The organism is Dietzia sp. NPDC055343, from assembly GCF_053645265.1.
Map to the genome: position 1 here is coordinate 162,712 of NZ_JBSHMJ010000002.1, position 26,792 is coordinate 189,503.

Sequence of the window (26,792 nt, forward strand, 5' to 3'; positions counted from 1 at the left end):
GCCACCAGACTAGTGGGGCGGCCCGCGCGCGCTGGTGAGACCGGCCGACAGGCACCGCCCGCGCGCGGAACGGGCGGGGTGGGGCATCATCGCGGATATGATTTCCGCCTCGACCCCCGCTGATCCCGAGCCCACGACGTCGGCCATGAGGCGCGCCCTGCGCCGCGCCTCCGACGGACTGACTCTGGACGCCACCGAGGCCGCGGTGCTCCTCGCCGCGCGGGGCGAGGACCTCGGGCGGCTCACCGGCCTGGCCGCGGCCCGCCGCGACGCGCGCCTGGCCGACGAGGGGCGCCCCGGGGTGGTCACGTACTCCCGCAAGGTCTTCGTCCCGCTGACCCGACTGTGTCGGGACCGGTGCCACTACTGCACGTTCGTCACCGTGCCGGGCAAGCTGCGCGCCGCGGGCGAGGGCCTGTACCTGGAGCCCGACGAGGTGGTGGACCTGTGCCGCCGCGGCGCCGAGGCCGGGTGCAAGGAGGCACTGTTCACGCTGGGGGACCGCCCCGAGGAGCGGTGGCCGGAGGCGCGCGAGTGGCTCGATGCGCGCGGCTACTCGTCGACGTTGGACTACGTGCGGGCCGTGGCGATCCGCGTCCTCGAGGAGACCGGTCTGCTGCCGCACCTCAACCCCGGCGTCATGAGCTGGGCGGAGCTGTCCAAGCTCAAGCCGGTCGCGCCGTCGATGGGCATGATGCTCGAGACCACCGCGACCCGCCTGTTCACCACACCCGGCGAGGCCCACTACGGCAGCCCCGACAAGGATCCGGCGGTGCGGCTGCGCACGCTCACCGACGCCGGCCGGCTGGCGGTGCCGTTCACCTCGGGGATCCTGGTGGGGATCGGGGAGAACCGGACGGAGCGCGCGGAGAGTCTGCTGGCCCTCGCCGCGCTGGACCGCGAGTTCGGCCACCTGCAGGAGGTGATCGTCCAGAACTTCCGCGCCAAGCCGGACACGGCGATGCGGTCCGCAGACGACGCAGACAGGGACGAGTTCCTCGCCGCGATCGCGGTGGCGCGCCTGGTCCTGGGCCCGCGCGTGGCGGTGCAGGCACCGCCCAACCTGGTCGACCGGGCCGACGTGCTGGCGCTGATCGGCGCGGGGGTCGACGACCTCGGCGGGATCTCGCCCCTGACGCCGGACCACGTCAATCCCGAGCGTCCGTGGCCGCACCTGGACGAGCTCACCGCGGACCTCGCCGCGAGTGGGTGGGACCTGCGCGAGCGCCTCACCGCGCATCCGCGCTATGTGGGCGGGGGAGACGCCTGGATCGACCCGCGGGTGGCGGGCCACGTCCGCGCGCTGGCCGACCCGGCCAGTGGGTTGGCCGCGCCGGGCGACGACGACGAGGTCGTCCGCCCGCAGGGACGGCCCTGGCAGGAGCCCGACGACGACTGGGACTCGTCCGGGCGGACCGATCTGCACACCGCGATCGACTCCGAGGGCCGCAATACGGACACGCGCTCGGACATCGGCGAGGCGTTCGGCAACTGGGACGTCATCCGGGCGCGCGCCGCCGAGATCGGGGCGGCCGCGCTGGCCCCGGAGCGCGCGGACTCGGAGGTCCTCGCGGCACTGCGGGCCGCCGAGTCGGACCCGGCCGGTCTCACCGACGACCAATACCTCGCGCTGGCCACCGCGACCGGGGACGGGTTGGCGGCGGTCGCCGGCCTGGCCGACCGGATCCGCGCCGACGTGGTGGGGGAGACGGTGACCTATGTGGTCAACCGGAACATCAACTTCTCCAACATCTGCTACACCGGCTGCCGCTTCTGCGCGTTCGCCCAGCGCAAGGGCGACGCGGACGCGTTCTCGCTGTCCGCGTCCGAGGTCGCCGACCGCGCGTACGAGGCGTACGTGTCCGGCGCCTCCGAGGTGTGCATGCAGGGTGGTATCGACCCGGACCTGCCGGTCTCCGGCTACGCGGACCTCGTTCGCGCGGTCAAGGCGCGGGTGCCGTCCATGCACGTGCACGCGTTCAGCCCCATGGAGATCTCCAACGGTGCCTCGCGCTCCGGGACCGGGGTACGTGAGTGGCTGACCGAGCTGCGGGCCGCGGGCCTCGACACCATTCCCGGCACGGCCGCGGAGATCCTCGACGACGAGGTGCGGTGGGTCCTCACCAAGGGCAAGCTCCCGGCCGCCGAGTGGATCGACATCGTCACCACCGCCCACGAGGTGGGGCTGCGGTCGAGCTCGACCATGATGTACGGGCACGTCGACACACCGGCGCACTGGGTGGCACACCTGCGGACGCTGCGCGGGATCCAGGAGCGTACCGGGGGCTTCACCGAGTTCGTGCCGCTGCCGTTCGTGCACCGGAGCGCGCCGCTGTACCTGGCGGGCGCCTCGCGGCCGGGCCCCACGCGCGAGGAGAACGTCGCCGTGCACGCGTTGGCGCGGATCATGCTGCACGGCGCGATCGACCACGTGCAGACCAGCTGGGTGAAGCTCGGCGTGGCCGGTACCCGCACGATGTTGCGGTCCGGCGCCGACGATCTCGGCGGCACGCTGATGGAGGAGACCATCTCGCGGATGGCCGGCGCCGAGAACGGGTCGGCCAAGTCGCCGGAGGAGATCGAGGAGATCGCAACGGGGATCGGGCGGCCGGTGCGTCGGCGGGACACCCTGTACGGGCCCGCCTCCCGACCCGTCGGAGTGTCCGTCGTCACATAGCCCGTGGCCGGTGGGGGCGGCATCGCCGGTCGGCGGTGAGGTGGCTTACGATACTGGTGATACCGCTACGAGGAAGGTGGCTGACGTGACCTACACGATCGCAGAGCCGTGCGTCGACGTGATGGACAAGTCGTGCGTCGAGGAGTGTCCTGTCGACTGCATCTACGAGGGTGGCCGGATGCTCTACATCCACCCCGACGAGTGTGTCGATTGTGGCGCCTGTGAGCCGGTCTGCCCCGTGGAGGCCATCTTCTACGAGGATGACGTCCCGGACGAGTGGACCGAGTACAACGCGGCCAACGCCGACTTCTTCGTGGAGCTGGGGTCGCCGGGTGGTGCCGCCAAGGTGGGCAAGGTGGACTACGACGTCCCGTTCGTGAAGGCCTTGCCTCCTATGAACCAGGAGTGATCCGGGTGGCACCACGCCCGGAGCGCCGGCCGCCCGGGCGGGTTCTGCCGGTGTTCCCGTGGGACACCCTCGCAGAGACCCGGGCCCGCGCCTCGGCGCACCCCGACGGGCTTGTCGACCTCACGGTCGGCACGCCCGTCGATCACGTGGCGCCGGTCATCAGGGACGCTCTGGCCGCGGACTCCGCACAGTCCGGGTACCCGACGACGGCCGGGACCCCCGCGCTGCGCCGGGCCGTCGTCGACTCCATGGCGCGGCGCCATGGGGTCACCGGCCTGACCCCGGACGCGGTCCTGCCCGCGATCGGGACCAAGGAGCTCATCGCCGGACTGCCCGCCCAGCTGGGACTGGGCGCGGGCCACACGGTCGTGATCCCGGAGGTGGCGTACCCGACGTACGAGGTCGGCTCGCTGCTCGCCGGATGCACCGTCGTCCGCGCCGACTCGCTCACCCAGCTCGGCCCGTCCACGCCGCACCTGCTGTTCCTCAACTCGCCGTCCAATCCGACCGGCAAGGTCCTCGGCGTCGAGCACCTGCGCAAGGTCGTGGGCTGGGCACGCGAACGGGGCGTGATCGTGGCCTCGGACGAGTGCTACCTCGGGCTGGTGTGGGAGGGCCGGGCGCCATCGATCCTCGACCCGCGGGTCTCCGACGGCGACCACACCGGGCTGCTCGCACTGCACTCGCTGTCCAAGACCTCCAACCTGGCCTCGTACCGGGCGGGGTTCGTGGCCGGCGACCCCGCGCTGGTGGCCGAGCTGCTCGAGGTGCGCAAACACTCCGGGCTGATGATGCCGCTACCGATCCAGTCGGCCATGGCGGCGGCACTCGTCGACGACGCCCATACGGCCGAGCAGCGCGATCGCTACCGCGTCCGCCGGGAGCGGCTGCTCCCGGCCGTCGAGGCGGCGGGCTTCCGGATCGACGACTCGGAGGCCGGACTGTACCTCTGGGCGACCCGCGACGAGCCCTGCCGCGACACCGCGGATTGGTTCGCCGAGCGTGGAGTGCTCGTGGCGCCCGGCGAGTTCTACGGCCCGCGCGGCGCCCGGCACGTCCGCATCGCCCTCACGGCCACGGACGCGACCATCGCCGAGGCGGTCCGTCGCCTGGCCTGACCCGGCCGGGCCGCGCTGCCCGGTCGCCGCTCAGCCGCTCTCCGGCCCCCGCTCCGCCGCTGCCCACCCGCGCGCCCCCTCATCGACAGCCCCTCATCGACAAGAGCGTTCCGCACACCTTCTGCTCGACCGATGTGTGCGGAACGCTCTTGTCGATGCCTGGTTCCCGGCCCCGCCCACGGCGATCGGCTCGCGCGGGCCCGGGCCGGCGCGGGGACCCTCAGTTGGCGTGCAGCTCCGCGTTGAGCGCGACGCCCTCGCGCTTCCACGGCACGGCCTCGACCGCGCCGGAGATCGAGTTGCGGCGGAACAGCAGGTTGTCCCGGCCGGAGAGCTGGCCGGCCTTGACCGGCTCGTTGTCCGCCCAGGCACCGGCCCGGATCTCGACTTTGGTGCCGGCGGTGACGTACAGGCCGGCCTCGACCACGCAGTCGTCGCCGAGCGAGATGCCGACGCCGGCATTGGCACCGAGCAGGCAGCGCTCGCCGATCGAGATGGTCTCCGTGCCGCCTCCGGAGAGGGTGCCCATGATCGAGGCGCCGCCGCCCACGTCGGAATCCGCGCCCACCACGACGCCGGCCGAGATGCGCCCCTCGACCATCGAGGCGCCGAGGGTCCCGGCGTTGAAGTTGACGAAGCCCTCGTGCATGACCGTCGTGCCCTCGGCCAGGTGGGCACCGAGACGGACACGGTCCGCGTCGGCGATACGCACGCCGGACGGCACCACGTAATCCACCATCCGCGGGAACTTGTCGATGCCGTGGACGGTCACCGCGCCCCGGGCGCGGAGCCTGGCGCGGACGATCTCGAAGCCCTGGACCGCGCAGGGACCGAAGTTGGTCCACACCACGTTGGTCAGGGTGCCGAACAGTCCGTCCATGTTGGCGAAGTGCGGCCTGATCAGACGGTGGCTGATGAGGTGCAGACGCAGGTACGCGTCGTACGCGTCGGCCGGAGGCTCGGTGAGGTCTGCGATCTCGACCCGCACCGCGACGCGCTCGACGCCGCGGTCGGCATCCGGCCCGGTCAGGGCGGCGAGCTCGGCGGGGACCTCGGCGCCGGAGAGGACCCGGTGACCGCTGGCGGCGGCGACCCCCAGCTCGGGCTGCGGGTACCAGACGTCGAGGACCGTGTGGTCGGACGTCAGGGTGGCGATTCCGGTCGCGACGGCTCCGTGTGCACTCATGGTGCCATGCTAATCGTCACCCCCGACGCGCACCGGTGACGGGCATCTAAGGTGGACGCCGTGACCGACGTCCTCGATCTGACCTCCGACCCGATCGACCTCACCCGTGCCCTGGTCGACGTCCCCAGCCCGTCCCGGGGGGAGGACCGGATCGCCGGGATCGTCCACGCATCGTTGGTCTCCACCGTCGACGCGTTCACGGGCCCGGCGGCGGGGCGGATCGAGGTCCTCCGGGACGGCAACCGGGTGCTGGCCCGCACGGATCGAGGTCTGCCGACCCGGGTCGTGCTGGCCGGGCACCTCGACACCGTCCCGATCGCGGACAACGTGCCGTGCCGGGTGACCGGAGACGGGACGGAGCGGGTTCTGCACGGGTGCGGCGCCGTCGACATGAAATCGGGCGACGCGGTGTTCCTGCACCTGTTCGCCACGCTCGCCGATTCACCCGCACTCGCGCACGACCTCACGCTGGTGATGTACGACTGCGAGGAGATCGAGGCCACGGCCAACGGGCTGGGGTTCCTCGAACGCACTCACCGCGAGTGGCTGGCCGGCGACGTGGCGATCCTCGGGGAACCGACGGGTGGCCTGATCGAGGCCGGCTGTCAGGGCACGCTACGGATCCGGGTCCACGCCCGCGGGGTGCGGGCGCATTCCGCCCGTAGTTGGTTGGGGGACAACGCCGTGCACCGTCTGGCGCCCGTGCTCGACGCGGTGTCGAGCTACGCGGCGCGCTCGGTGGACATCGACGGCTGCGTCTACCGGGAGGGGCTCCAGGCGGTTCGGATGTCGGCGGGCGTCGCCGGGAACACCGTGCCGGACGAGGCGTGGCTCGACGTCAATTTCCGTTCGGCCCCCGATCGCGGCGCGGACGCCGCCCTGGCCCATGCTCTCGACGCGCTCGGCCTCACCGGCCTTCCCCGGGTGCCGGACGGGCAGGAGCCGCTCACCGGGCCCGGCCTGTCCTGGGAGCTGACCGACCTCTCGCCGGGTGCGCTGCCGGGACTGTCCGCGCCCGCGGCCGCGGATCTCGTGAAGGCGGCGGGCGGTAGGGTGCGCGCCAAGTACGGCTGGACGGACGTGTCCCGCTTCGCAGCCCTGGGCATCCCCGCCGTCAACCTCGGTCCGGGCGATCCGGGCCTGGCCCACACACGGGACGAACACTGTCCTGCCGAGCAGATCACCGAGGTGGCCGCCACTCTCCGCGCCTACCTCACCATGACCGGCTGAACCCGCGCCCACCCTGCACACCGGGACGCCGGGCGCGCCCCACACACCTGAAGGAGTTTCAAGACTCATGGCCCCCACCGACCCCGTGCACCTGCGCGGCCCCGTGCTCGTCCGCCGCCAGAAGGGTGACGAGCGGACGACCACGGATCAGCGCCTGCTCGACCAGAACCAGGACACCGACTGGCTGCATACGGACCCGTGGCGGGTGTTGCGGATCCAGAGTGAGTTCGTCAACGGATTCGGCGCGCTGGCCGAGCTGCCGGACGCCGTCAGCGTGTTCGGCTCGGCCCGTACCCGCCCGGGCGATCCCGTGTACGAGCAGGCGGTCGAGCTGGGCAGGGCGCTCACCGAGGCCGGGTACGCCGTGGTCACCGGCGGCGGTCCCGGGCAGATGGAGGCCGCGAACAAGGGCGCCTGGGAGGCCAACGGCCGGTCCGTGGGCCTGGGGATCGAGCTACCGATGGAGCAGGGACTCAACAGGTGGGTGGACCTCGGCCTGCACTTCCGGTATTTCTTCATCCGCAAGACGATGTTCGTCAAGTACACGCAGGCGTTCGTCTGCACCCCCGGGGGCTTCGGGACCCTCGATGAGTTCTTCGAGGCCATCACGCTGGTCCAGACCGACAAGATCACCCGGTTCCCGATCGTGTTGCTGGGCGTGGACTTCTGGACCCCACTAGTCGACTGGATCCGGGGCACGCTCGTCGAGCACGGCATGATCTCCGCCCCGGACGCGGACCTGTTCCTGGTGACAGACTCGGTGTCCGAGACCGTCGAGTACATCCGGGACGCGCACGAGCGCGCGGCGGTGACCGCGGAACAGCGGGAGGACCTGTACGGCGAGGAGCACCGGGGGACCGAGCGCTGATGTCACCCGTCCCGGGCCGGAGGGTCTGCGTCTACTGCGCCTCGTCGTCCTACGATCCGAAGCTCCTGGAGATCGCCACCGACGTGGGCGACGCGATCGCCCGCCGTGGCTGGTCGCTGGTCTCCGGCGGCGGCAACGTCTCGATGATGGGTGCGCTCGCCGAGGCGGCCCGCGCCGGCGGCGCGCGCACGGTCGGGGTGATCCCCGAGGGGCTGCGGGTCCGCGAGGTGGCGGACACGTCGGCCGACGAGCTCGTCGTCGTCACTTCCATGCGGGAACGCAAGCGCGAGATGGAGGAGCGCTCCGACGCGTTCCTCACCCTCCCCGGCGGCATCGGCACCATGGAGGAGATGTTCGAGATGTGGACCTCGGCCTCCCTCGGCTTCCACTACAAGCCGGTGGTCCTCTACGACCCGATCGGCTTCTACACACCGCTGCTGGACTGGGTCGCAAACCTGGCCGAGCAGGGTCTGGTCCACGAGGAGGCCTTCGACTGTCTCGTGGTCCGCGACGACCTGGACGCCGCCCTCGACGCCTGCGGGGGTCGTCGGTGACGCGTCCCGTCCCGGCTCCGCTACCGACCCTCTGCGGTCGCGCGGTGCCGATCGAGCGCCCGCTGGTGATGGCGATCGTCAACCGCACACCCGACTCGTTCTACGACCGCGGCGCCACGTTCACCGACACGGCGGCGATGCGGCGGGTCGACGAGGTGGTGGCCGCCGGGGCGGACATCCTCGACATCGGTGGGGTCAAAGCCGGGCCCGGCGACATGGTCGACGCCGAGGAGGAGACCCGCAGGGTCGTCCCGTTCCTCGAACAGGTGCGGCGGCGGCATCCGGACGTGCTCATCTCGGTCGACACGTGGCGCGGTGCGGTCGCCCGTCGTGCGGTCGCGTCGGGCGCGGATCTGGTGAACGACACCTGGGCCGGGCACGATCCCGGTGTCCTCACCGCCGCGGGCGAGGCGGGGGCGGGATTCGTGTGCTCGCACACCGGCGGGGCGCTGCCGCGGACGCGTCCGTTCCGGGTCGGGTACGAGGATGTGGTCCGGGACGTGGTGGGGGAGCTCACCGCGGCCGCCGATCGGGCGCTCGCGGCCGGGGTCCCCGCGGACGGGGTGCTCATCGACCCCACGCACGACTTCGGGAAGAACACCTTCCACGGTCTCGAACTGCTGCGTCGCCTCGACGAGATCGTCGCCGTGGGCCACCCCGTGCTGATGGCGCTGAGCAACAAGGATTTCATCGGCGAGACCCTCGACACGGACGTCGACAACCGCGGCGAGGGTACCCTCGCGGCCACGGCGGTGGCGGCGTACGGCGGTGCCCGGGTGTTCCGCACCCACGACGTGCCCGGCACCCTGCGCACGCTCGAGATGGTCGCCTCGATCGTCGGCACCCGCCCACCGGCCCGGACGGTGCGCGGGCTGGCCTGAGCCGGTGTGCCAGACTCGCAGTCGAACCGGGCCCGCCACCTGACGAGGCGCGCCCGCCGGAGAAGGGGAACTCAGACCATGCTCACCGTCGTCATCTACGTGGTGGTCACCCTCATCATCGCGGCGGCCCTGTTCGCGTTGTCCGTGGTGTTGTTCGGCCGATCCGAGGTGCTCCCGGCGGTGGAGAAGGGGCACACGATCACCTCGTTGCCCGAAGGACCGATCGCCGGTGACGATCTGCGCTCGGTGCGTTTCGGGATGTCCGCCCGGGGCTACACGATGGCGGAAGTCGACTGGGCTCTTGAACAGGCGGCGCGTGAGATCGATGAGCTGCGGGTCCGTCTCGGGCAGGCCGGCGTGACCGACGCCGCGTCCCGGCGGTCGGACGGTCGACCGACTCCGGCATCCGGGTAACGCGGAACACGCTAGAATCGTCGGTATCCACTAGCGGTACCGATCGTGGGTCAGGCACTGCCTCGCAGTGTCGCCTCGCGGACAAGGACGAAGGGAATCGACCTGATGGCGGCTATGAAGCCCAGGACGGGTGACGGACCGATCGAGGCGGCCAAGGAGGGCCGTGCGATCATCATGCGCGTCCCGCTCGAGGGCGGCGGACGACTTGTCGTCGAGCTGACCCCCGATGAGGCCAAGTCGCTGAGCGTGGAGCTGGCGGAGGCCACCTCGTAATCGCACGTCCACCGATCCCGGCGCATCCGACCCTCGTGGCGGATGCGCCGACTCATATGTCCGGAGGGTTCCCTGATGTCCGCTGATCCCAGTCGCTGCCACCCCGGCCGCCCCGCGTCCGGCCGAGGCGCGATCGACCGTCCTGTCCCGGGCCGCCGGCTGCCCGCGGTACGCGTGGTCTCCGGCGCCGCGCCCGAGGGCGCCACGCCTGTGATCACCCGTTTCGCTGATCGGGGCCGCGCGCCGCGCGGGCGCACGGACGAGGTTCGTGTGGAGGTGCGCGAGGGGCGCGCGGTGATCGCGGTCGAGCTCGCCGACGAGCCGCCGCGGGCGGGCTGGGCCGGCACGGTCGATCACGGGCTCGGCCACCGCCGTGCCGGTGCGGCGGTGGCGCGACATCTGCGGGATGCGCGGGCCGCGGCCCCGGTGGTGGTGGACGTGCCGGACGAGGTGTCGCCCGATCGTGTCGGCGACCTGGTCCTGGGGTATCTGCTCGGCGCGCGCGGTCAGGACACCTTCGCCGCGGATCCGGCGCCGGTGGCGCCGGAGTTGGTGGTGCGGGTGGACACCGCCCGGGTGGCGGCCGGCCGATCAGACCGTGGGGCCGGTAGTGGCCACGACGACGACACCGCCGCCACCGCCAACCACGTCCACCGGGCCGTCGCGGCTGCTCGCGAGGCGGCCCGCGCCACCGCGCTGGCCCGAGATCTCGCCGGCGCACCCTCGGACCTGAAGACCCCCGAGTGGCTCGTGACCCGGATGTCGGAGTTGCTCGAGGCGGCGGGGATGCAGACCAGGGTCCTCGAGGGCGCGGCCCTCGAGGCCGGCGGCTTCGGGGGAGTACTCGCGGTAGGTGGCGGATCCGACGCGGCGCCTCGGGTGCTCGTCGCACGTCGCCCCGGCCCCGGGCCCAGGGTCCTGCTCGTGGGCAAGGGCATCACCTTCGACACCGGCGGGATCTCGGTCAAACCCGCCGAGGGCATGCATCTCATGCGCACCGATATGGCCGGATCAGCGGCGGTCGTCGCGGCCGCCGAGGCGTTCTGCGCGGCCGGCTCCGACCCCGTGCGCGCGGATCTGGACCTGACCGTGGTGGTGCCGTCCGCGGAGAACATGCTCTCGGGGTCGGCATACCGGCCCGGCGATGTGGTCACCCACGTCGGGGGGATCACCTCCGAGGTCACCAACACCGACGCCGAGGGCCGCATGGTCCTCGCCGACGGCCTCGCCTACGGGATCTCGGAATCCGATCCGGATGTCGTGGTGGATGTCGCCACGCTGACCGGGGCGATGAAGGTCGCGCTGGGAATGCGCACGGGAGCCGTGATGGCAACGGATGACGACCTCGCCGAGCGCATCGCCGACGCCGGCGCGGGGGCGGGGGAGCGGTGGTGGCGGCTGCCGCTGCCGGACGATCTGCGCCCGGCGGTCCGCTCGGAGATCGCCGACCGTCGCCAGGCGCCCAGGGGGCCGGGCGCGATCACCGCGGCGCTGTTCCTCGAGGGATTCGTGGACGGGCGACCCTGGGTGCACCTGGACATCGCCGGCCCCGCGCGGTCCCCGGAGGAGATCGACGAGGTCGGGCCGGTCGCGACGGGGTTCGCCACCCGGACGTTGATCGGCTTCCTGCGGGATCTCGCGGACCGGCCACGCGCGTGAGCCCGGCGTCTCGGGCGCTCCGGCGAGCGATCCCGCTGTTGCGGTGCCCGCTGTGCGGGGAGCCGCTCACGGCGGTCGAGGTTGAGTCGGCCGGTCCCGGGACGCCCGGCCCGGTCACCGGGGTGCGCTGCGATTCCGGGCATGCGTTCGATCGGGCCCGCCAGGGCCAGCTCACGCTCTTCGGCCTCCGCGGAAGACGGTTCGTCGGGGACACCGCCGATCAGGTCCTGTCCCGGGAGCGGGTGCTGGTTTCCGGTGTCCTCGATCCGCTGGCCACGCTGCTCGGCCGGGTCGCAGGCGAGGCGATCGGCCGGGCGGATCGAGAGGACCGCGGCGCCGGGCCCGTGGTCCTCGAGGCCGGCGCGGGGACCGGCTTCTACCTCGAGCAGGTCCTGTCGACGCTCCGCGGCGATCGCGGTGGCGATGACAGCGGGGGCGATCACAGCGGTGGCGCTGGCCGTGGCGGGGAGGGCGACGCCGCCGCACCATTGGGCATCGGCACCGAGATCTCCGTCGCCGCCGCGCGACGGCTCGCCAGAGCCGACGCGGACATCGCCGCCCTGGTCGCGGACACATGGGACGGGCTGCCCGTGGCCGACGATTCCGTGGACGTGGTGCAGGTCGTGTTCGCGCCGAGGAACGCCGCGGAGTTCGCGCGGGTGCTCGCCCCCGGCGGGGTCCTGGTCGTGGCGGGCCCCGGCCCGGGGCACCTGGAGCCGCTTCGTTCGCACGCCGGGATGCTCACGCCGGAGGCGGGCAAGGCGGACCGGCTCGAAGCCGGACTGGCCGGCTATTTCGCACCCGGTGCGGCTCATGTCGTGGACTTCACCGCGCAGGTGCCCGGCTCCGTGGCCGTGGATCTCGCGCTCATGGGGCCCAGCGGCGTGCACCTGGACCGCGGCGGACTCGAGCAACGCCTCGGCGGCGGCGACCGCGAGGTGCGTGTGCACGTCGAGGTCAGGACCTTCCACCCGGTGCGATCAGCGCAGTAGAGACGCGTAGAGCTGGTGCGTCTGTTCCGCGATCGCCTGCCAGGAGAATCTGGTGCGGGCGCGCTCCTGCCCCGCCAGTCCGAAGCGGGTCGCCTTGTCCCGGTCCGCTATCAGGTCGTTGACGGCTGCGGCGAACCCGGCTTCGAACGCCTCGGGCTCGGTGTCGTCGTAGTGCACGAGGGTGCCGGTCTCACCGTCCACCACGACCTCGGGGATCCCGCCGACGTCGGACGCCACGACCGCGGCCCGGCAGGCCATCGCCTCCAGGTTGACGATGCCCAGCGGTTCGTACACGGACGGGCAGGCGAAGACCGTCGCCGCCGAGAGGATCTCGATCACCTCGTTCCGCGGCAGCATGTCCCGCAGCCAGAAGATCCCGTCGCGGCCGGACTGGAGCTCGGCGACCAGACTTTCCATCTCGGCGGCGATCTCCGGGGTGTCCGGCGCGCCGGCGCACAGCACCAACTGGGCATCCGGGTGGAAGTCCCGGGCGGCCCGCACCAGGTGGGGCACGCCCTTCTGGCGGGTGATGCGGCCGACGAACGCGACGATCGGGCGGTCCGGGTCCACCCCATGGCGGCGCAGCACCGAATCGGGGCCGGTGAAGGGCTCGACCGGGGCCCATTCCGTGGTGTCGATGCCGTTGAGGATCACGTGGATACGATCCGGGTCGATCTCCGGGTAGACGCGGAGGATCTCGTCCTTCATCCGGGCGCTCACGGCCACCACCGCGTCCGCGCCTGCGAAGGCGGTGCGCTCGGACCACGACGACACCCGGTATCCGCCACCCAGCTGCTCCGCCTTCCAGGGGCGGCTGGGCTCGAGCGAATGTGCCGAGACCACGTGGGGGATCCCGTACAGCTCACCGGCCAGGTGCCCGGCCAGGCCGGTGTACCACGTGTGGGAGTGCACGATGTCCGCGCCCTCGGCGCCGACGCACATCCGCAGTCCCGCGGACAGGGTCCGGATCGCGGGGTTGGCGTCCGGACCGAGCTCGGGGTCCGGCCGGAACGCGCGCGCCGTGGCCCGGTCCGCGCCCATGCACAGCACGTCGACCTCGCAGAGAGGCCGCAGCGTGGACACCAGCTCGGTCACATGGACGCCGGCTCCACCGTAGACCTCCGGCGGATATTCCCTCGTCATCATCGCTACTCGCACAGACGCCAACCTAGCCGCTGGGGAGCCTTCCCGTCCCGGCCCCGGTGAACACCGTCCGACACCGCGGTGGCCAGCCGTTGCGAGGAGGGGGCAATGCCCTCGATGCCCCGCGTTGATCCGCCCGACACGGTTACGGTAGAGGCGTGAGGAACCAGCCGCACGTCCTAGCAATCGTCCTCGCCGGCGGCGAGGGCAAGCGCCTCTTCCCGCTCACCGCGGACCGGGCGAAGCCAGCCGTGCCGTTCGGTGGGTCGTACCGACTGATCGATTTCGTGCTGAGCAACCTCGTCAACGCCGGATTCATGCGGATCTGCGTGCTGACCCAGTACAAGTCGCATTCACTCGATCGCCACATCTCGCAGGTGTGGCACATGAGCGGTATGGGTGGCGAGTACATCACCCCGGTCCCCGCGCAGCAGCGACTCGGGCCCCGGTGGTACACGGGCTCGGCCGACGCGATCCTGCAGTCCCTGAACCTCGTGTATGACGAGCGGCCGGATCACATCATGGTTTTCGGCGCCGATCACGTGTACCGGATGGACCCACGCCAGATGCTCGATCAGCACGTCGCCACCGGCGCCGCGGTGACCGTGGCGGGGATCCGGGTACCGCGCAGCGAGGCCTTCGCGTTCGGCTGCATCGACGCGGGCGAGGACGACCTGATCCGGGGCTGGGTGGAGAAGCCCGCCGATCCGCCGGGGACCCCGGACGACCCGGACGCGACGTTCGCGTCGATGGGCAACTACATCTTCACCACCGAGGCGCTCATCGAGGCGCTCAGGGCGGACGCGGAGAAGCCGGATTCCTCGCACGACATGGGCGGCGACATCATCCCCGCGCTCGTCGAGCAGGAGCGGGCCTACGTGTACGACTTCGCCAGGAACCGGGTCCCGGGGGAGACCGACAGGGACCGCGGCTACTGGCGGGACGTGGGAACGATCGACGCGTTCTACGACGCGCACAGGGACCTGGTGTCCGTCCATCCGGTCTTCAATCTCTACAACTACCTGTGGCCAATCCGTACCCAGCAGGACAATCTCCCGCCGGCGAAGTTCGTCAACGGGGGGATGTCCCAGGAATCGATGGTGGGTTCGGGCACCATCATCTCGGCCGCGACGGTGCGGAACTCGGTGGTGTCGAACAACGTCATCGTCGAGGACGGCGCGGTGGTCGAGGGGAGCGTCCTGCTGCCGGGGGCGAGGATCGGCCGCGGCGCCGTGGTCCGCAAGGCGATCGTCGACAAGAACTGTCACATCGGTGACGGCGACCTCATCGGTGTGGACCGCGAGCGCGATCGTCGCCGCTTCCCGGTCAGCGCGGGCGGCGTCGTGAGCGTCGCCAAGAACACCACCACGTCGCTGGAGGACTAGCTGTACCGACGATAGGCGCTGTGTCGCCCCGCGGGTCCGATCAGAGCGTGACGACAGTCAGCCCGGTGCCCACCGGCAGGACCGTGACGTGGGCGTGCTCCGGCAGCTCGGCGTCCTCGGGGAGTGGCGCGTGCTCACCGATCAACACCAGCGCGCCGCCCGCGCGTAGGAGCTGATGGGAGCGCGAGACCACACGCGACACCGAGTGCTGGGGGACATCCGCGACGACCAGGTCGTAGGCGCCGTCGGCCAGTTTGTCGGCGACCTCGAGCGGGCGGGCCGCGATATACCTCGCCGCGGACGACGGGTGGCCCGCCGAACGGACCGCCGACCGGGCGGCGTCTAGGTGATGGGGGTCGTCGGTGATGCACGTGACCACCGTGCCGCCGCGGGGGCCCGCCGCGGCGAGGATCGCCAGTGCGGGTACGCCGGGCGCGGGGGAGAGGCACACCGCGGCACGGGCGCCGGTCAGACGGGCCACGAGCCGGATGGCCTCGGCCGTCAACGCGTCCGGTGACGCAGCTCCCAGTTCGTCCGCCTCGGCACGGGCGGGGGCGTAGAGGGAGTCGTCGACGAGATCGGCGCCGCGGCGCGCGATTCCGTCGAGTCCGGAACGGTCGGCGGGGACATCAGCTGAATCGGACACTCGAGCAGCGTATCCGGCGAGCAGTGACGAACGGCGTGCAACGCGCGGTGATCGGATCGGTATGAGACTCTCAGCCACATCTCAGTGCGGGTATACCGTCAGGACAGCTCTATGAGGGAGGGTGGGCACCGTCGCACCACGAGGGTGCGTCGAACACCGCGCAGGATGCACCGGGTCTGCGCCGGAAGGTGGCCGAATGTACTCACGAACCGTCCACGGGACAGCGATCGCCCCCGAGGCGGATCGAGACGCGATCGTGGGTACGGCACGGTTCGACAGCACCGGCGACGCGGCAGATATGCCGTCCTGGTCCGAGCTCGTGGCGCAGCACGGTGACCGCGTGTACCGCCTCGCCTTCCGTCTGTGTGGCAACGCGCACGACGCCGAGGACATCACCCAGGAGGCGTTCATCCGGGTCTTCCGGTCGCTGGACAAGTACAAGCCCGGCACGTTCGAGGGCTGGATGCACCGGATCGTCACCAACCTGTTCCTGGACCTCGCGCGGCGGCGCGGTCGGATCCGTTTCGAGGCGCTGCCCGAGGACGCGGAGCGGGTGCCGGGCCGGGAACGCAGTCCGGAGCAGGTCCTGTCGGAGGAGTCGTTCGATCCGGTCCTGCAGACGGCGTTGGCGAATCTGTCGCCCGAGTTCCGCGCCGCGGTCGTCCTCAGCGACATCGAGGATCTCAGCTACGAGGAGGTCGGCAGGATCCTCGGCGTGAAGATGGGGACCGTGCGCAGCCGGATCCACCGTGGTCGAGCCGCGCTCCGCGCCGAACTCGAGGCGGCCGGGGTCACCGGAGTACACAGCCGGATCGACTGAGGTCGCGGCCGGGACGCCGGCGAAGCGGGCTGTCCGGGGAACCCCGAGAGGACCCCGGACGTTGGTCTCTCCGACGGGGTCACGGCGGCCCCGGAGTGACCACGTGGCAGGAGGGTGACCGGTGGACGAACGGCATTCCGGACGCAAGCCCGCTCCCGAGTTCACGCTCTCCCAGGAGGCAGCCCGGCGGGTGGCCGACCGCACCGGCCCGCCGCGGCCCCGCCGGACCTTCCTGTCCACCGACCATCTGTCCACGGAGGCCGCCGCCGCGTACGTCGACGGCCGGCTGCCGCAGGCCGGCCAGAACCGTGCCGACGCCCATCTCGCGCTGTGCGACCAGTGCCGGCGCGAGGTCGACGATCAGCGTGAGGCCCGTCGCGCCCTGCGCGGATCCGGGCCCATCCGCATGCCCAGCGACCTCCGTGACCGCCTCAGGTCCCTGGAGGAGGCGGGCCGCCGGGCGGAGGCCGACCGCCGGGGCGAGATGACACCGCAGCGGGCGCCGGGGCACCCGGAGGCGGCGTCAGTCGAGCCCGATCGCGGCGGGCCGTGGGCGAGGCTGCTGCGCCGACTCCGCCGCCCCGGCCACTAGGGTGGGCCGGGTGGAGGATCTGACTGGCGTGCCCGGGAGCGCGGGACGAGGCGAGGACCCCGACCGTCCCCTGCGCGAGCCCGCCCCTATCGATCGTCCGAGAGTCGACGACGACGTCGCCGCGCGTTTTTCCCGCCCCGCCGGCGTCACCGGAGGGTTCGCCCCCGGGCGTCCGAGCAGCGGGGCGGCCGGATCCGGCGCCGGGTCCGGCCCGGAGGTGCCGACAGAGGCCGCCGCACAGCGCGTGGAGGATCCGGCACTGGCCCAGGCTTTCGGCCCGAGGCCCGGGGCCGGGCGGGGCATCGAACGTCACCCGTCCTGGCAGGACGAGGTCGCCTCGCCGCCGCCCCCGCAGCCGGACCCGTGGAGGGATCCGAACGCACCGGTGGGCTTCGGCGCGCCGGCCGTGCAGGAGGAACGGGACCCCGCGCCCGTGGACCTCACCCGTACGGACACCGCCCCGGCTCCCCGTCTCACCCTGTCCGAGGCGCTTTTCCAGCGTCGACTGAGCCGGCAGGCACTGGCCGGAGCGGCTGCCCTCGTCGCCGTCGTCGCCCTTGTCGGCGGTGCCATCGGCGCCGTCGTCGCGGATTCCGCGCGCGTCCTCACCACCTCGACGGTGCGCATCGCCGACGCCCCGGACACCGTGGCCGGGCCCGGTAACACCGTCGGCGAGGTGGCCCAGCGGGTTCAGCCCGCGGTGGTGAACATCCAGGTCTCCTCCCCGTCCGCGCGCGGCGAGGGATCCGGCATCGTGATCGACCCTCAGGGCTACATCGTCACCAACAACCACGTCGTGACCATGGACGGGGCGACCGACCGCGCGGACATCGACGTCGTGTTCTCCGACGGCTCCCGCGCCCCCGCCGAGATGGTGGGACGCGACCCCGCCACCGACCTGGCCGTCCTCAAGGTCGAGGGGGTGGAGAACCTCACCGTCGCGGCACTGGGCGATTCGGACAGCGTCGAGGTGGGCGAACAGGTGATCGCGATCGGCTCCCCGCTCGGATTGGTGCGGACGGTCACCGAGGGCATCGTCTCGGCCACCCAGCGACCGATCGCTCTCGGCGAGTCCACCTCGGACGGCGACGTGGTGATCGACGCCATCCAGACCGACGCGGCCATCAACCCGGGCAACTCCGGCGGTCCGCTCATCGACGGCACCGGCGCCGTCATCGGCATCAACACCTCGATCTTCACGCAATCGGGCGGATCCATCGGGCTCGGCTTCGCCATTCCCGTCAACGACGTCCGTGACATCGCGACCTCCTTGATGACGGAGGGCGCCGTCCAGCACGCCACGATCGGGGTCAACGCGCGTAAGGCCGACAACGGATCGGTCGAGGGCGCCGAGATCGTGAACGTCCGCGACGGCTCGGCCGCCCAGGAGGGCGGACTCAGGGAGGGCGACGTGGTGACCAAGGTCGGTGACCGCCCGGTGCGATCGTCCGACGAGCTGGTGGTCGCGGTGCGGCGCGCCGGGGCGGACGACGACGTCCCGGTCGAGGTCGTCCGTGACGGGAGCCGCGTCGAACTGACCGTTCGTCCGGTGCTGGGCTGACCGCCGCCCCCGTGGGCGACGTCTCACTCCCGTGGACGCGCCGGACGACGTATCCTCGACAGCGATATGTTCACGAACGTGGGGTGGTCCGAGCTACTGGTGCTCGGCGTTGTCGCGCTGGTGGTCCTGGGGCCTGAACGGTTGCCGGAGGCCGCCCGGTGGCTCGCCTCCGCGATCCGCAAGGTCAAGGAGTTCGCGGGCAACGCCCAGCAGCAGCTCAAGGACGACTACGGAGCGGATTTCGATGAGTTCAAGGAGCCACTCCAGCAGCTCAACGAACTGCGTGGACTGAGCCCGCGGGCGATGGTCACCAAGCATCTGCTCGATGGCGACGATTCGTTGTTCTCCGGCAACTTCGACGCCGCGGCGCCCGCCGGGGGCGCGGTGGCGGCCGGCCCCGCGGTCACCGGCCCGGCCACCACCGGCCCTTCGGCCACCGGCTCGACCTCGGGAACCGCGCCGCGGCCCACCAAGCCGCAGTCGGCTTCCGGTACGAGTTCCACGGCGGCACCCGCTCCGTCATCGCCGAGCGGCGCGACGAACTGGGACGACGCGACCTGAACCCAGGTGTCGCACTGACTCTGCTGCGGTCCGCCCGGGGCGGGCCGCTCTCGGCGGCCCGCCCCGGCCTCGGATGTCAGAGGTGGCGGGTGGTGTCGATCCCGAGGTTCATGCCGGCGAGGCCGCGGGGGCGCACCGCGAGGCCGTCGGCGATCTCCAGGTAGGCCTTGCCGGCGGGGGAGTCCGGCGCGGCGAGAACGATCGGGGTGCCCTCGTCGCCGTGCTCGCGCACGGCCTGTTCCAGGGGGACCTGGCCGAGCAGCTTGACCGTCGCGCCGACGGAGCGGGACAGATTGGCCGCCACCTCCGCTCCGCCACCACTGCCGAAGACGTCCATCCGGGTCCCGTCCGGGAGTTCGAGCCAGGACATGTTCTCGATGACGCCGGCGATTCGCTGACGGGTCTGCAGCGCGATCGACCCGGCCCGCTCGGCGACCTCGGCGGCCGCCTGCTGCGGGGTCGTCACGACGAGGATCTCCGCGGACGGGATGAGCTGCGCGATGGAGATCGCCACGTCACCGGTGCCGGGCGGCAGGTCCATGAGCAGGACGTCCAGGTCTCCCCAGTAGACGTCGGCCAGGAACTGCTGGAGCGCGCGGTGGAGCATGGGGCCGCGCCAGACCACCGGGGTGTTGCCCTTGGTGAACTGGGCGATCGAGATCACCTTCACGTCGTGCGCGACCGGCGGCAGGATCATCTGCTCGACCTGGGTCGGGCGGGCGTCCGTCCCCAGCATCCGGGGGATCGAGTGGCCGTAGATGTCCGCGTCGAGGACGCCGACCGACAGTCCACGCTCGGCGAGGGCCGTGGCGAGGTTGACCGTCGCGGTGGACTTGCCCACGCCGCCCTTGCCGGAGGCGACCGCGTAGACGCGGGTGAGGTTGCCGGGCTGGGCGAACGGGATGACGGGCTCGGCGGCGTCACCGCGAAGGTGCTTACGCAGCTCCGTTCGCTGTTCGTCGCTCATCACGTCGAGCTCGACGCCCACTTCGCCCACACCGGGGACGTCGGACACCGCGGCCCGGACGCGGTCGGTGATGGTGTCCCGCATGGGACACGTCGCGACGGTCAGGTAGATCCCGACGTCGACTCTGCCGGTGGCGGGATCCACCTCCACGCCCTTGACCATGCCGAGCTCGGTGAGCGGCTTACGGATCTCCGGATCATCGACCTTGGCCAGCGCGGCGCGGATCGATTCTTCGCTGGGTGCACTCATGATGACCCGAGTCTAGGCGTCATGGCACGCCGTGACGATTCAGGCCGGGGGAGGAGGGCAGAACGGTGCGATACAGGGCAACTCGATCTCGGGAAGTGCGAACGGCGCGGGCGGTGCCGGAGGAGCCGGCACCTCGACGACGGGCGGAGCAGACGGCTCCGGGGTCGACGGCGGCGGCTCCGGCGGCGGAGGAGTGGACGACTCCGGCACCTCGGTGCATCCGGGGACCGGACCCTCCGGCTGGCCCGGCTCGGCCGGCTCGGGGGCTGCGGTCGGGGTGCCTTCCCAGCCCTCGGGGCACTTCTCCGGGGGTTTTGGCTCCTCGTGCGTCGGCTTGGGCTGGTGGATCGGCGGTAGGTCGGACGGGAGCGGGAACGCGTTGACGGCGTAACCGTGGGCCCAGGCGTTGACGTTGGCGACGTAGGCCAGCGAGTTGTTGTAGGCCAGGATGGCCCGGGTCCGTGCTGCCGGGTCCGCCATGGAGCCGCCCTGATTGCACAGCAGGGTGGCCGCGGCCAGGGCCCCGTCATAGATGTTGTTGGGGTCGGCCACCCCGTCGTCGTTCCCATCGCGGCCCAGGAGCGCCCAGGTCGACGGGATGAACTGCACCGGGCCGACAGCCCGATCGAAGTCGGCGTCACCGTCGAAACGGCCGCCGTCGGTGTCCGTGATGACGGCTGTGCCCGGAATGGAACCGTCGAGGCGGGGTCCGACGATGCGGCCGATCGTGTTCCCGTGGACGTCGAACTTTCCGCGGCCCTGGTTGGATTCGACCTGGCCGATGCCGGCGAGGACCGTCCAATCCATCTCGCACGCGGGCTGCTCGGCGCTCAACCGGTCGGTCGCGCGGTGGTAGGCGTCGAGCGCGATCCCCGGGATGCCGAGGGGGCCGTCCGGGATCGTCGCCGGCTGGATGTGTGCGGCGCCGGGGTCGTCCGGGGCGGGAGCGGGCTCATCGGAGGGGGCCGGCTCGTTCTCCGAGGTGACCGGGCTCTCCGTGACGACGGGGGAGTGCGGGGCGGACTCCGCGAGGGGGGTGATGTCCGGGGCCTCCGGTGGGCTGTTGTCCATCGACAGTCCGACGGAGGCCAGGACCGCGATCGCCGTCGCGGTCACCGCGGCACTGGTCAGCACCTTGCGATCAGCGTTCTGCGCGACTTTGCGCAAGACTTCCCCCTACTGCTCAGCGGATGCGGCAAGCGACTTGTACGCCCCACGATGCTCGCCCCCTCGGGCGCATCCGGCCGGGCCGACGTTACTCCCGGCCCCTGGTATCAGGATCGTTTTTACCGTCAACAGTGTTACCTGCGCCACTGTTTAGTCCGGCGAGCAGAGTCTCGATCCTCTCGACCGAATCGCGCAGATCGTCGATTTCACGGCGGAGATAGTCACGGGTCACGTTCTCGCCGACCGACAATCGGACCGACGCCAGCTCGCGGGCGAGGAATTCGGTGTCGGCTTTGGTCTGGGTGGCCCGGAGCCGGTCCTCCTTGAGTGCCGACTTGTCCCGGTCCTCCTGACGGTTCTGCGCGAGCAGGATGAGCGGGGCGGCGTACGCGGCCTGCGTCGAGAACGCCAGGTTGAGCAGGATGAACGGGTAGGGGTCGAAACGAAGCGCCACCACGGCGACGTTGATGATGATCCACACGATCACCACCACGGTCTGGATGAGCAGGTACGTGCCGGTGCCGAAGAACCGGGCGACGGCCTCGCTGTAACGCCCCACCGCATCGGAATCGAAGCTGATGCGGGGGCGGCGGGAGGTGACCGGCGTGGACAGCGGAGAGCGCGATGATGGTTCGGTCACTTCTGATCCTTCTCCCCGTCGTCGTGGAGGTCCATATCGCGCCAGTCCTCGGGCAGGAGGTGATCCAGCAGGTCGTCCACTGCCACGGCGCCGAGGAGATGCCCCTCGTCGTCCACGACGGGCCCGCACACGAGGTTGTAGGTGGCGAAGAAGCGGGTCACCGCGTCCACCGAATCCGTGGGGCGCAGCGAGGACAGGCTCGTGTCGACGGTTTCCGCGACCATCGTCGACGGCAGTTCCCGCAGCAGCGCCTGGATGTGCACACAGCCCAGGTACTTTCCCGTCGGCGTGGCGGTGGGTGGTCGGACGACAAAGACGAGACTGGCCACCGCCGGACTGAGATCGGGATTGCGGCAGTGTGCGAGTGCCTCGGCCACGGTCGTTTGCGGCGTGAGGACGATCGGCTCCGGCGTCATCAGGCCACCGGCCGTGTCGGCGTCGTACGTCAACAGCATCCGGACCGGTGCGGAGTCCTCGGGGTTCATCCGTTCGAGGAAGGATTCCGCGTCCTTCTCGGGGAGCTCGCCGAGGAGGTCCGCGGCGTCCTCCGGATCCATGGCCTCGAGAACGTCCGCCGCGCGCTCGAGTTCGAGACGGGTCACGATCTCGGTCTGCTCGTCGTGGGGCAGCTCCTGGAGGATGTCGGCCAGCCGCTCGTCATCGAGTGTGCGGGCGACCTCGAGCCGTCGGACCTCCGGCAGTTCGCGTAGTGCGTTGGCCACGTCGGCCGGACGCATGTCGGCGAACTGCTCGACCAGGCTCTCGGCGCCATGGCCGGGAGCACCGATTGCCGTGTCGTCCATCCCGCTGATCCGGTTCCACGGATAGATCGACACGGGGCCCCGACGGCTCAGTGGTGTGCGACCTCGGCGGACCCGGGCGGCCACCCGGGAGACCAGCCAGTCCCTCGAGCGTTGACGCTCGATCTCCACATCGACGACCTGGTGCCGTACGGACCCTGCGGAACCGTCGGCCGACCCCGGACCCGCCTGGTCGGTCTCCACGTTGATGATCGAGTCGACGAGGGAACCCAGTACGACGTTCTCGCCCGGGCGGGACTGGAAGCGGTGCAGGTTGATGGTTCCGGACACCAGCGACACGGACCGGGGATCGATGGAGGCGACCCGGAGCATGGGGACGAAGATCCTGCGCCGGGTCGGCAGCTCGACCACGAGTCCGATGACCCTGGGAGGTCTGGGCCCGGATCGCATCGTCACCACGACGTCACGAATGCGTCCGATGTCATCCCCGTCAGGTCCGATCACCGGAAGCCCGGCTAGCCTGGCGACGAAGGCCTTGTTGAGGTTCGCCATGCGGACCAGGCTAGTCATCGAACGGCGGCAGCCGTACGCCGAACCTGACCTGAGGGAGAGCCACCCACGATGAGAGACGCCTCGCACAGGACGCCAGTTCCCTCTGATCCGGCGGCCGCGATCGCCGACCTCCGCTCGCGGCCGCGACGGACCGTCCTGGCCGTCCCGGGTAGCAGCGTCAAGATGATCGGCAAGGCCAGGGGTCTGCAGGTGGACGAGGTGTTCTTGGATCTCGAGGACGCCGTCGCCGGGCCAGCCAAGGAGGAGGCCCGCGGCAACGTCGTGGAGGCGCTGCTGGCGGGAGGGTTCGCGGCACCCACCGTCGTGGTCCGGGTGAACGCCTGGGACACCGAGTACACGGTGCGCGATGTCACCGAGGTGGTGGGGCGGGCCGGCGCGCACGTCGATGCGCTCCTGCTGCCGAAGGTCCGTACCGCGTCAGAGGTGGTCGCCCTCGACCTGGTGCTCTCGCAGGTGGAGAAGGCGGCGGGCCTGCCGGTCGGTCACATCGGGATCGAGCCCCAGATCGAGGACGCACTGGGTCTGACCAACATCAACGAGATCGCCACGGCCAGCCCTCGGGTGCTGACGTTGGTGTTCGGCCCGGCGGACTTCATGGCGTCGGTCGGGATGCGGACCCTGACGGTCGGCGAGCAGCCGGACGGCTATGCCCCGGGCGACGCCTACCACCATGTATTGATGTCGATTCTCGTCGCGGCGCGGGCACACGGGCTGCAGGCGATCGACGGCCCGTTCCTCAAGGTGCGCGACGAGGAGGGATTCCGTCGCGCGGCCGCCCGGACCGCGGCCCTGGGTTTCGACGGCAAGTGGGTGCTCCACCCGGCACAGGTGGACGCGGGCAACGAGGTCTTCAGCCCGCGCCAGGCGGAGTTCGACAAGGCCGAGGGGATCCTCGCGGCCTATGCGCATTCGACGTCCGAAGAGGGGGGCGCCCGCGGCGCGGTGATGTTCGGCGACGAGATGCTCGATGAGGCCAGCCGTAAGATGGCACTGGTGGTCTCCGCGCGCGGCCGCGCGGCCGGGATGACCGTCTCGGACGAGGCCACCTCGAACGGGTGACCCCCGGAAGGAGAGATTGATGACCTCTCGCGTGAACATGACGACCGGCGGTACGCGGGGCGGGCGGACCCCGGGGCTGCCCACCCCGCCGACCGGCTGGGTGGTCGGCTCGTACTCGACCTACGAGCAGGCCCAGGCTGCCGTCGACCATCTGGCGGACGAGGAGTTCCCGGTCCACGAGGTCACCATCGTCGGTGTCGATCTGATGCAGGTCGAGCGGGTGACCGGTCGTCTGACGTGGCCCAAGGTCCTGCTGGGCGGCCTGGCCACCGGTGCATGGCTCGGACTCTTCGTGGGCCTGCTGCTCGGGATATTCACCCAGCCGATGTGGGGGGTCGTGCTGACCGGTCTCGTGGGCGGGTCGGTGTTCGGTATCGTCTCGGCCTCCCTGTCGTATGCGGCGACCAGGGGTAAGCGGGATTTCGCGTCGACGCAGCAACTGGTCGCCGGCCGGTACGACGTTCTGTGCGAGCCCGCCAACGCAGAGCGGGTGCGCGATGAACTCGCGCGGTTCGGGATGAAGTGATGACGGGTGGTTTCCCGCCCGGTTCCCCGGGCGTACTGGAGTCGGTCCGCGCGCATCTCGAGAAGCACTACGGCCCACAGCCGCAGGAGGCGTCGGTGACGTTCCTCGGCGCGCCCCCGATCCGCGTCCTGCGGTTCGTGGAGGTGGAGACAGGGCTGGTCCGCTACGTCTCGCTCGGGTGCTCCGCCGAGCCGATGGGTGACCCCTCGGCGCTGGTGCCGGACCCGACCGCGCCCCGCGCGGAACTGAGTCTGGTCCTGCAGGGCGGAGTCGACGGGCTGGTCCGGGCGCTGTCCGTGCTCGCAGCGGCGCCCGCGGTCGAGGGGCTGGTGCTGTCGGAGGGCGCGCTCATCGATCTCGGGGAGCCCCTCTGGCCGGGAGCCGCATTCACGGCGGTGATCCTCCGTGCCCCCGAGATCCCGGACGTCGAGTTGCCCGGTGAGACGGCGTCGGTCTCCGTGTTCCGCGCGGTCCCCGTCACCCATACGGAGGCTGCCTGGGTCCGGATGAAGGGCGCGGCCGAACTGGAGGAGGCCTGGGCGGAGGCCGGGATCGACGTCACCGATCCGGCACGCGCGGCGGTGAACCCGGGGATGTCCCGCTGACCCTCCGGCGCGGGATCAGAGCCAGTCGTTCTTCCGGAATATCCAGAACAGTCCGACGCAGATCCCGGCCATGATCGCCAGGACCAGGAAATAGGCGTAGCTGATGTTCAGCTCCGGCATGTTCTCGAAGTTCATGCCATAGACGCCGGCGATCATGGTTGGCACGGCGGCGATCGCCACCCACGCCGAGATCCGGCGCATATCGGTGTTCTGGCGTACCCCGACCATGGCCACCGCGGCACCCACCAGCGAGGTCATCTGCTCGTCGAGGACCGCCACCTCGGCCACCGCCCGCGCGTGGTGGTCCTGCGCATCGCGGAAGTAGTGCCGGATGTCCCGCGGGACGAGGTCCAGATGATCCAGCGAGAGCCTCTGCAGCGGGCGCGTCAGCGGGGAGATGTTGTGCTTGAGCTCCAGTAGCTCGCGTTTGAGTAGATAGATCTGTTCGATGTCGACGTCGGCCCGGGGTTGGAAGAGCGCGGTCTCGAGCTCGTCGACATCCTGTCGGATCTCGTCCGCGACCTCGAGGTAGCTGTCGATCATCCGGTCGGCGACGGCATGCATGACGCTCGCGGGTCCCTGGGCGAGCCTGTCCGGCGACTTCTCCAGTTCGCTCCGGATCCCGGCCAGCTCCGCGAACTCGCCGTGTCGGACGGTCACCACGAAATCGCGGCCCAGGATCACCATCGCCTCGCCGGTGGAGACGATGGCACTGACGTCGTTCAGCGTGTCGTGCGCCAGGTACTTCACAGCCGCGAGATTGAGGACGAGAGTGTCCTCGTAGGCCTCCAGTTTCGGGCGTTGCGCACCGTTGGTGGCGTCTTCGGTGATGAGCTCGTGAATTCCGAACTCGCTCGCCAGGGAGGCCATCTGGTGGGCGTCCGGCGCGAGCAGACCGAGCCAGACGAACCCCCGGCCCTCGGACCGGACCCGGCGGATCGCATCCAGGTAGGTGACCTCGCCGGGAGTGCGGGCCCCGTCCACGTAGACCCCGCAGTCGACAACGGCGTGATCGGTGCGAGTGTGGAGCTGTGATGACGCCACGCGGGAAACGGACGCGCGACGGCGACGACGGGGGAGTGCGGGCACCGGCCCTCCTTCTGCTGGTCGACCTCGACATTATCGGCACGCCGGGGACTCGGCGTGACGTGGCCGAGTTTGGGCTGGGAGACTGGACTGTCGAAGGCGCCCCGCACCGACGCGGGGGCGGCGCGAGGAAGGGCGTGGTCGGATGCGGCGGACGTGGGGACGAGCCGGGTGGCGGACGGCTGCGCTG

27 protein-coding genes are annotated in these 26,792 nt (G+C 71.1%); 19 read left to right on the top strand and 8 right to left on the bottom strand.

Annotated elements, in window-relative coordinates:
- Positions 1–97 precede the first annotated feature (97 nt).
- The 3 genes from ACWIE7_RS01815 (at position 98) to dapC (ending at position 4,204) form a co-directional block, all read left to right on the top strand.
- Positions 98–2,677: a bifunctional FO biosynthesis protein CofGH gene (locus ACWIE7_RS01815; RefSeq protein ID WP_452100703.1), complete on the top strand. Its 2,580-nt coding sequence runs from the start codon at positions 98–100 to the stop codon at positions 2,675–2,677.
- An 85-nt stretch (positions 2,678–2,762) separates the two neighbouring features.
- A complete protein-coding gene (gene fdxA, locus ACWIE7_RS01820; RefSeq protein ID WP_063972054.1) occupies positions 2,763–3,086 on the top strand; it encodes a ferredoxin in 324 nt (107 codons plus the stop codon).
- 5 nt (positions 3,087–3,091) lie between these two features.
- Positions 3,092–4,204, top strand: coding sequence for a succinyldiaminopimelate transaminase (gene dapC / locus ACWIE7_RS01825; protein ID WP_454068445.1), 1,113 nt, complete (start codon positions 3,092–3,094; stop codon positions 4,202–4,204).
- Between the two features lie 220 nt (positions 4,205–4,424).
- On the opposite strand, the gene dapD is transcribed toward dapC, so the two are convergent.
- Positions 4,425–5,390 carry a 2,3,4,5-tetrahydropyridine-2,6-dicarboxylate N-succinyltransferase gene (gene dapD, locus ACWIE7_RS01830; RefSeq protein ID WP_454057483.1) on the bottom strand — a complete coding sequence of 322 codons (966 nt, stop codon included), beginning with the start codon at positions 5,388–5,390 and terminating at the stop codon, positions 4,425–4,427.
- 60 nt (positions 5,391–5,450) lie between these two features.
- On the opposite strand from dapD, the gene dapE reads away from it, so the two are divergent.
- From dapE to ACWIE7_RS01870, 8 genes are all read left to right on the top strand, one after another.
- Entirely contained in the window at positions 5,451–6,620 is a 1,170-nt protein-coding gene (dapE, locus tag ACWIE7_RS01835) for a succinyl-diaminopimelate desuccinylase (protein ID WP_454068446.1), read from the top strand.
- A 67-nt stretch (positions 6,621–6,687) separates the two neighbouring features.
- Positions 6,688–7,488 (top strand): LOG family protein, encoded by an 801-nt coding sequence (locus tag ACWIE7_RS01840; protein ID WP_452100017.1) that lies wholly within the window; start codon positions 6,688–6,690, stop codon positions 7,486–7,488.
- Positions 7,488–8,042 (top strand): LOG family protein, encoded by a 555-nt coding sequence (locus tag ACWIE7_RS01845; protein ID WP_452100016.1) that lies wholly within the window; start codon positions 7,488–7,490, stop codon positions 8,040–8,042. The genes ACWIE7_RS01840 and ACWIE7_RS01845 overlap by 1 nt, the downstream gene beginning before the upstream one ends.
- A 68-nt stretch (positions 8,043–8,110) precedes the next feature.
- Positions 8,111–8,923 carry a dihydropteroate synthase gene (gene folP / locus ACWIE7_RS01850; RefSeq protein ID WP_454068470.1) on the top strand — a complete coding sequence of 271 codons (813 nt, stop codon included), beginning with the start codon at positions 8,111–8,113 and terminating at the stop codon, positions 8,921–8,923.
- A 78-nt stretch (positions 8,924–9,001) separates the two neighbouring features.
- Entirely contained in the window at positions 9,002–9,337 is a 336-nt protein-coding gene (locus ACWIE7_RS01855) for a DivIVA domain-containing protein (protein ID WP_454068447.1), read from the top strand.
- Between the two features lie 105 nt (positions 9,338–9,442).
- A complete protein-coding gene (locus ACWIE7_RS01860) occupies positions 9,443–9,610 on the top strand; it encodes a DUF3117 domain-containing protein (protein ID WP_230930417.1) in 168 nt (55 codons plus the stop codon).
- 75 nt (positions 9,611–9,685) lie between these two features.
- Positions 9,686–11,269 carry a leucyl aminopeptidase family protein gene (locus ACWIE7_RS01865; RefSeq protein WP_454068448.1) on the top strand — a complete coding sequence of 528 codons (1,584 nt, stop codon included), beginning with the start codon at positions 9,686–9,688 and terminating at the stop codon, positions 11,267–11,269.
- On the top strand, positions 11,266–12,261 hold the full coding sequence (locus ACWIE7_RS01870; RefSeq protein WP_454057478.1) for a methyltransferase type 11: 996 nt from the start codon (positions 11,266–11,268) through the stop codon (positions 12,259–12,261). Before ACWIE7_RS01865 ends, ACWIE7_RS01870 begins: the two co-directional genes overlap by 4 nt.
- On the opposite strand, the gene glgA is transcribed toward ACWIE7_RS01870, so the two are convergent.
- Complete coding sequence (gene glgA / locus ACWIE7_RS01875; RefSeq protein WP_452100012.1) at positions 12,250–13,419, bottom strand: glycogen synthase; 1,170 nt, start codon at positions 13,417–13,419, stop codon at positions 12,250–12,252. The genes ACWIE7_RS01870 and glgA overlap by 12 nt on opposite strands.
- 143 nt (positions 13,420–13,562) lie before the next feature.
- Here glgA and glgC point away from each other — a divergent pair, with 143 nt between their 5' ends.
- The gene (gene glgC / locus ACWIE7_RS01880) at positions 13,563–14,789 is read left to right on the top strand and encodes a glucose-1-phosphate adenylyltransferase (RefSeq protein ID WP_452100011.1); all 1,227 of its coding nucleotides are present in this window, start codon (positions 13,563–13,565) and stop codon (positions 14,787–14,789) included.
- Between the two features lie 40 nt (positions 14,790–14,829).
- Here the strand turns inward: glgC and ACWIE7_RS01885 are convergent, their stop codons facing one another.
- On the bottom strand, positions 14,830–15,435 hold the full coding sequence (locus ACWIE7_RS01885) for an O-methyltransferase (RefSeq protein WP_454068449.1): 606 nt from the start codon (positions 15,433–15,435) through the stop codon (positions 14,830–14,832).
- Between the two features lie 196 nt (positions 15,436–15,631).
- On the opposite strand from ACWIE7_RS01885, the gene sigE reads away from it, so the two are divergent.
- The 4 genes from sigE (at position 15,632) to tatB (ending at position 18,969) form a co-directional block, all read left to right on the top strand.
- Positions 15,632–16,255: an RNA polymerase sigma factor SigE gene (gene sigE, locus ACWIE7_RS01890; RefSeq protein WP_344993352.1), complete on the top strand. Its 624-nt coding sequence runs from the start codon at positions 15,632–15,634 to the stop codon at positions 16,253–16,255.
- A gap of 121 nt (positions 16,256–16,376) precedes the next feature.
- A complete protein-coding gene (locus tag ACWIE7_RS01895; protein ID WP_454068450.1) occupies positions 16,377–16,847 on the top strand; it encodes an anti-sigma factor family protein in 471 nt (156 codons plus the stop codon).
- A gap of 10 nt (positions 16,848–16,857) precedes the next feature.
- Entirely contained in the window at positions 16,858–18,408 is a 1,551-nt protein-coding gene (locus tag ACWIE7_RS01900) for a S1C family serine protease (RefSeq protein WP_454068451.1), read from the top strand.
- A 66-nt stretch (positions 18,409–18,474) separates the two neighbouring features.
- Positions 18,475–18,969, top strand: coding sequence for a Sec-independent protein translocase protein TatB (gene tatB / locus ACWIE7_RS01905; RefSeq protein ID WP_452100008.1), 495 nt, complete (start codon positions 18,475–18,477; stop codon positions 18,967–18,969).
- A 76-nt stretch (positions 18,970–19,045) separates the two neighbouring features.
- Here tatB and ACWIE7_RS01910 read toward each other — a convergent pair whose 3' ends face one another.
- The 4 genes from ACWIE7_RS01910 to ACWIE7_RS01925 form a co-directional block, all read right to left on the bottom strand.
- Positions 19,046–20,185, bottom strand: coding sequence for an Mrp/NBP35 family ATP-binding protein (locus ACWIE7_RS01910; protein WP_230930408.1), 1,140 nt, complete (start codon positions 20,183–20,185; stop codon positions 19,046–19,048).
- A 39-nt stretch (positions 20,186–20,224) separates the two neighbouring features.
- Complete coding sequence (locus tag ACWIE7_RS01915; RefSeq protein ID WP_454068452.1) at positions 20,225–21,352, bottom strand: lytic transglycosylase domain-containing protein; 1,128 nt, start codon at positions 21,350–21,352, stop codon at positions 20,225–20,227.
- Between the two features lie 88 nt (positions 21,353–21,440).
- Positions 21,441–21,992, bottom strand: coding sequence for a DUF1003 domain-containing protein (locus ACWIE7_RS01920; protein ID WP_454068453.1), 552 nt, complete (start codon positions 21,990–21,992; stop codon positions 21,441–21,443).
- Positions 21,989–23,305 carry a magnesium transporter MgtE N-terminal domain-containing protein gene (locus tag ACWIE7_RS01925; RefSeq protein ID WP_344993332.1) on the bottom strand — a complete coding sequence of 439 codons (1,317 nt, stop codon included), beginning with the start codon at positions 23,303–23,305 and terminating at the stop codon, positions 21,989–21,991. Before ACWIE7_RS01925 ends, ACWIE7_RS01920 begins: the two co-directional genes overlap by 4 nt.
- A gap of 69 nt (positions 23,306–23,374) precedes the next feature.
- On the opposite strand from ACWIE7_RS01925, the gene ACWIE7_RS01930 reads away from it, so the two are divergent.
- The 3 genes from ACWIE7_RS01930 to ACWIE7_RS01940 are packed head-to-tail and all read left to right on the top strand — an operon-like array spanning position 23,375 to position 25,516.
- A complete protein-coding gene (locus ACWIE7_RS01930; RefSeq protein ID WP_454068454.1) occupies positions 23,375–24,385 on the top strand; it encodes an HpcH/HpaI aldolase/citrate lyase family protein in 1,011 nt (336 codons plus the stop codon).
- Between the two features lie 19 nt (positions 24,386–24,404).
- On the top strand, positions 24,405–24,911 hold the full coding sequence (locus ACWIE7_RS01935) for a general stress protein (protein WP_454068455.1): 507 nt from the start codon (positions 24,405–24,407) through the stop codon (positions 24,909–24,911).
- Complete coding sequence (locus ACWIE7_RS01940; RefSeq protein WP_452100003.1) at positions 24,911–25,516, top strand: suppressor of fused domain protein; 606 nt, start codon at positions 24,911–24,913, stop codon at positions 25,514–25,516. The genes ACWIE7_RS01935 and ACWIE7_RS01940 overlap by 1 nt, the downstream gene beginning before the upstream one ends.
- Before the next feature lie 15 nt (positions 25,517–25,531).
- On the opposite strand, the gene ACWIE7_RS01945 is transcribed toward ACWIE7_RS01940, so the two are convergent.
- Complete coding sequence (locus ACWIE7_RS01945) at positions 25,532–26,605, bottom strand: magnesium and cobalt transport protein CorA (protein WP_454068456.1); 1,074 nt, start codon at positions 26,603–26,605, stop codon at positions 25,532–25,534.
- Positions 26,606–26,792: the final 187 nt, after the last annotated feature.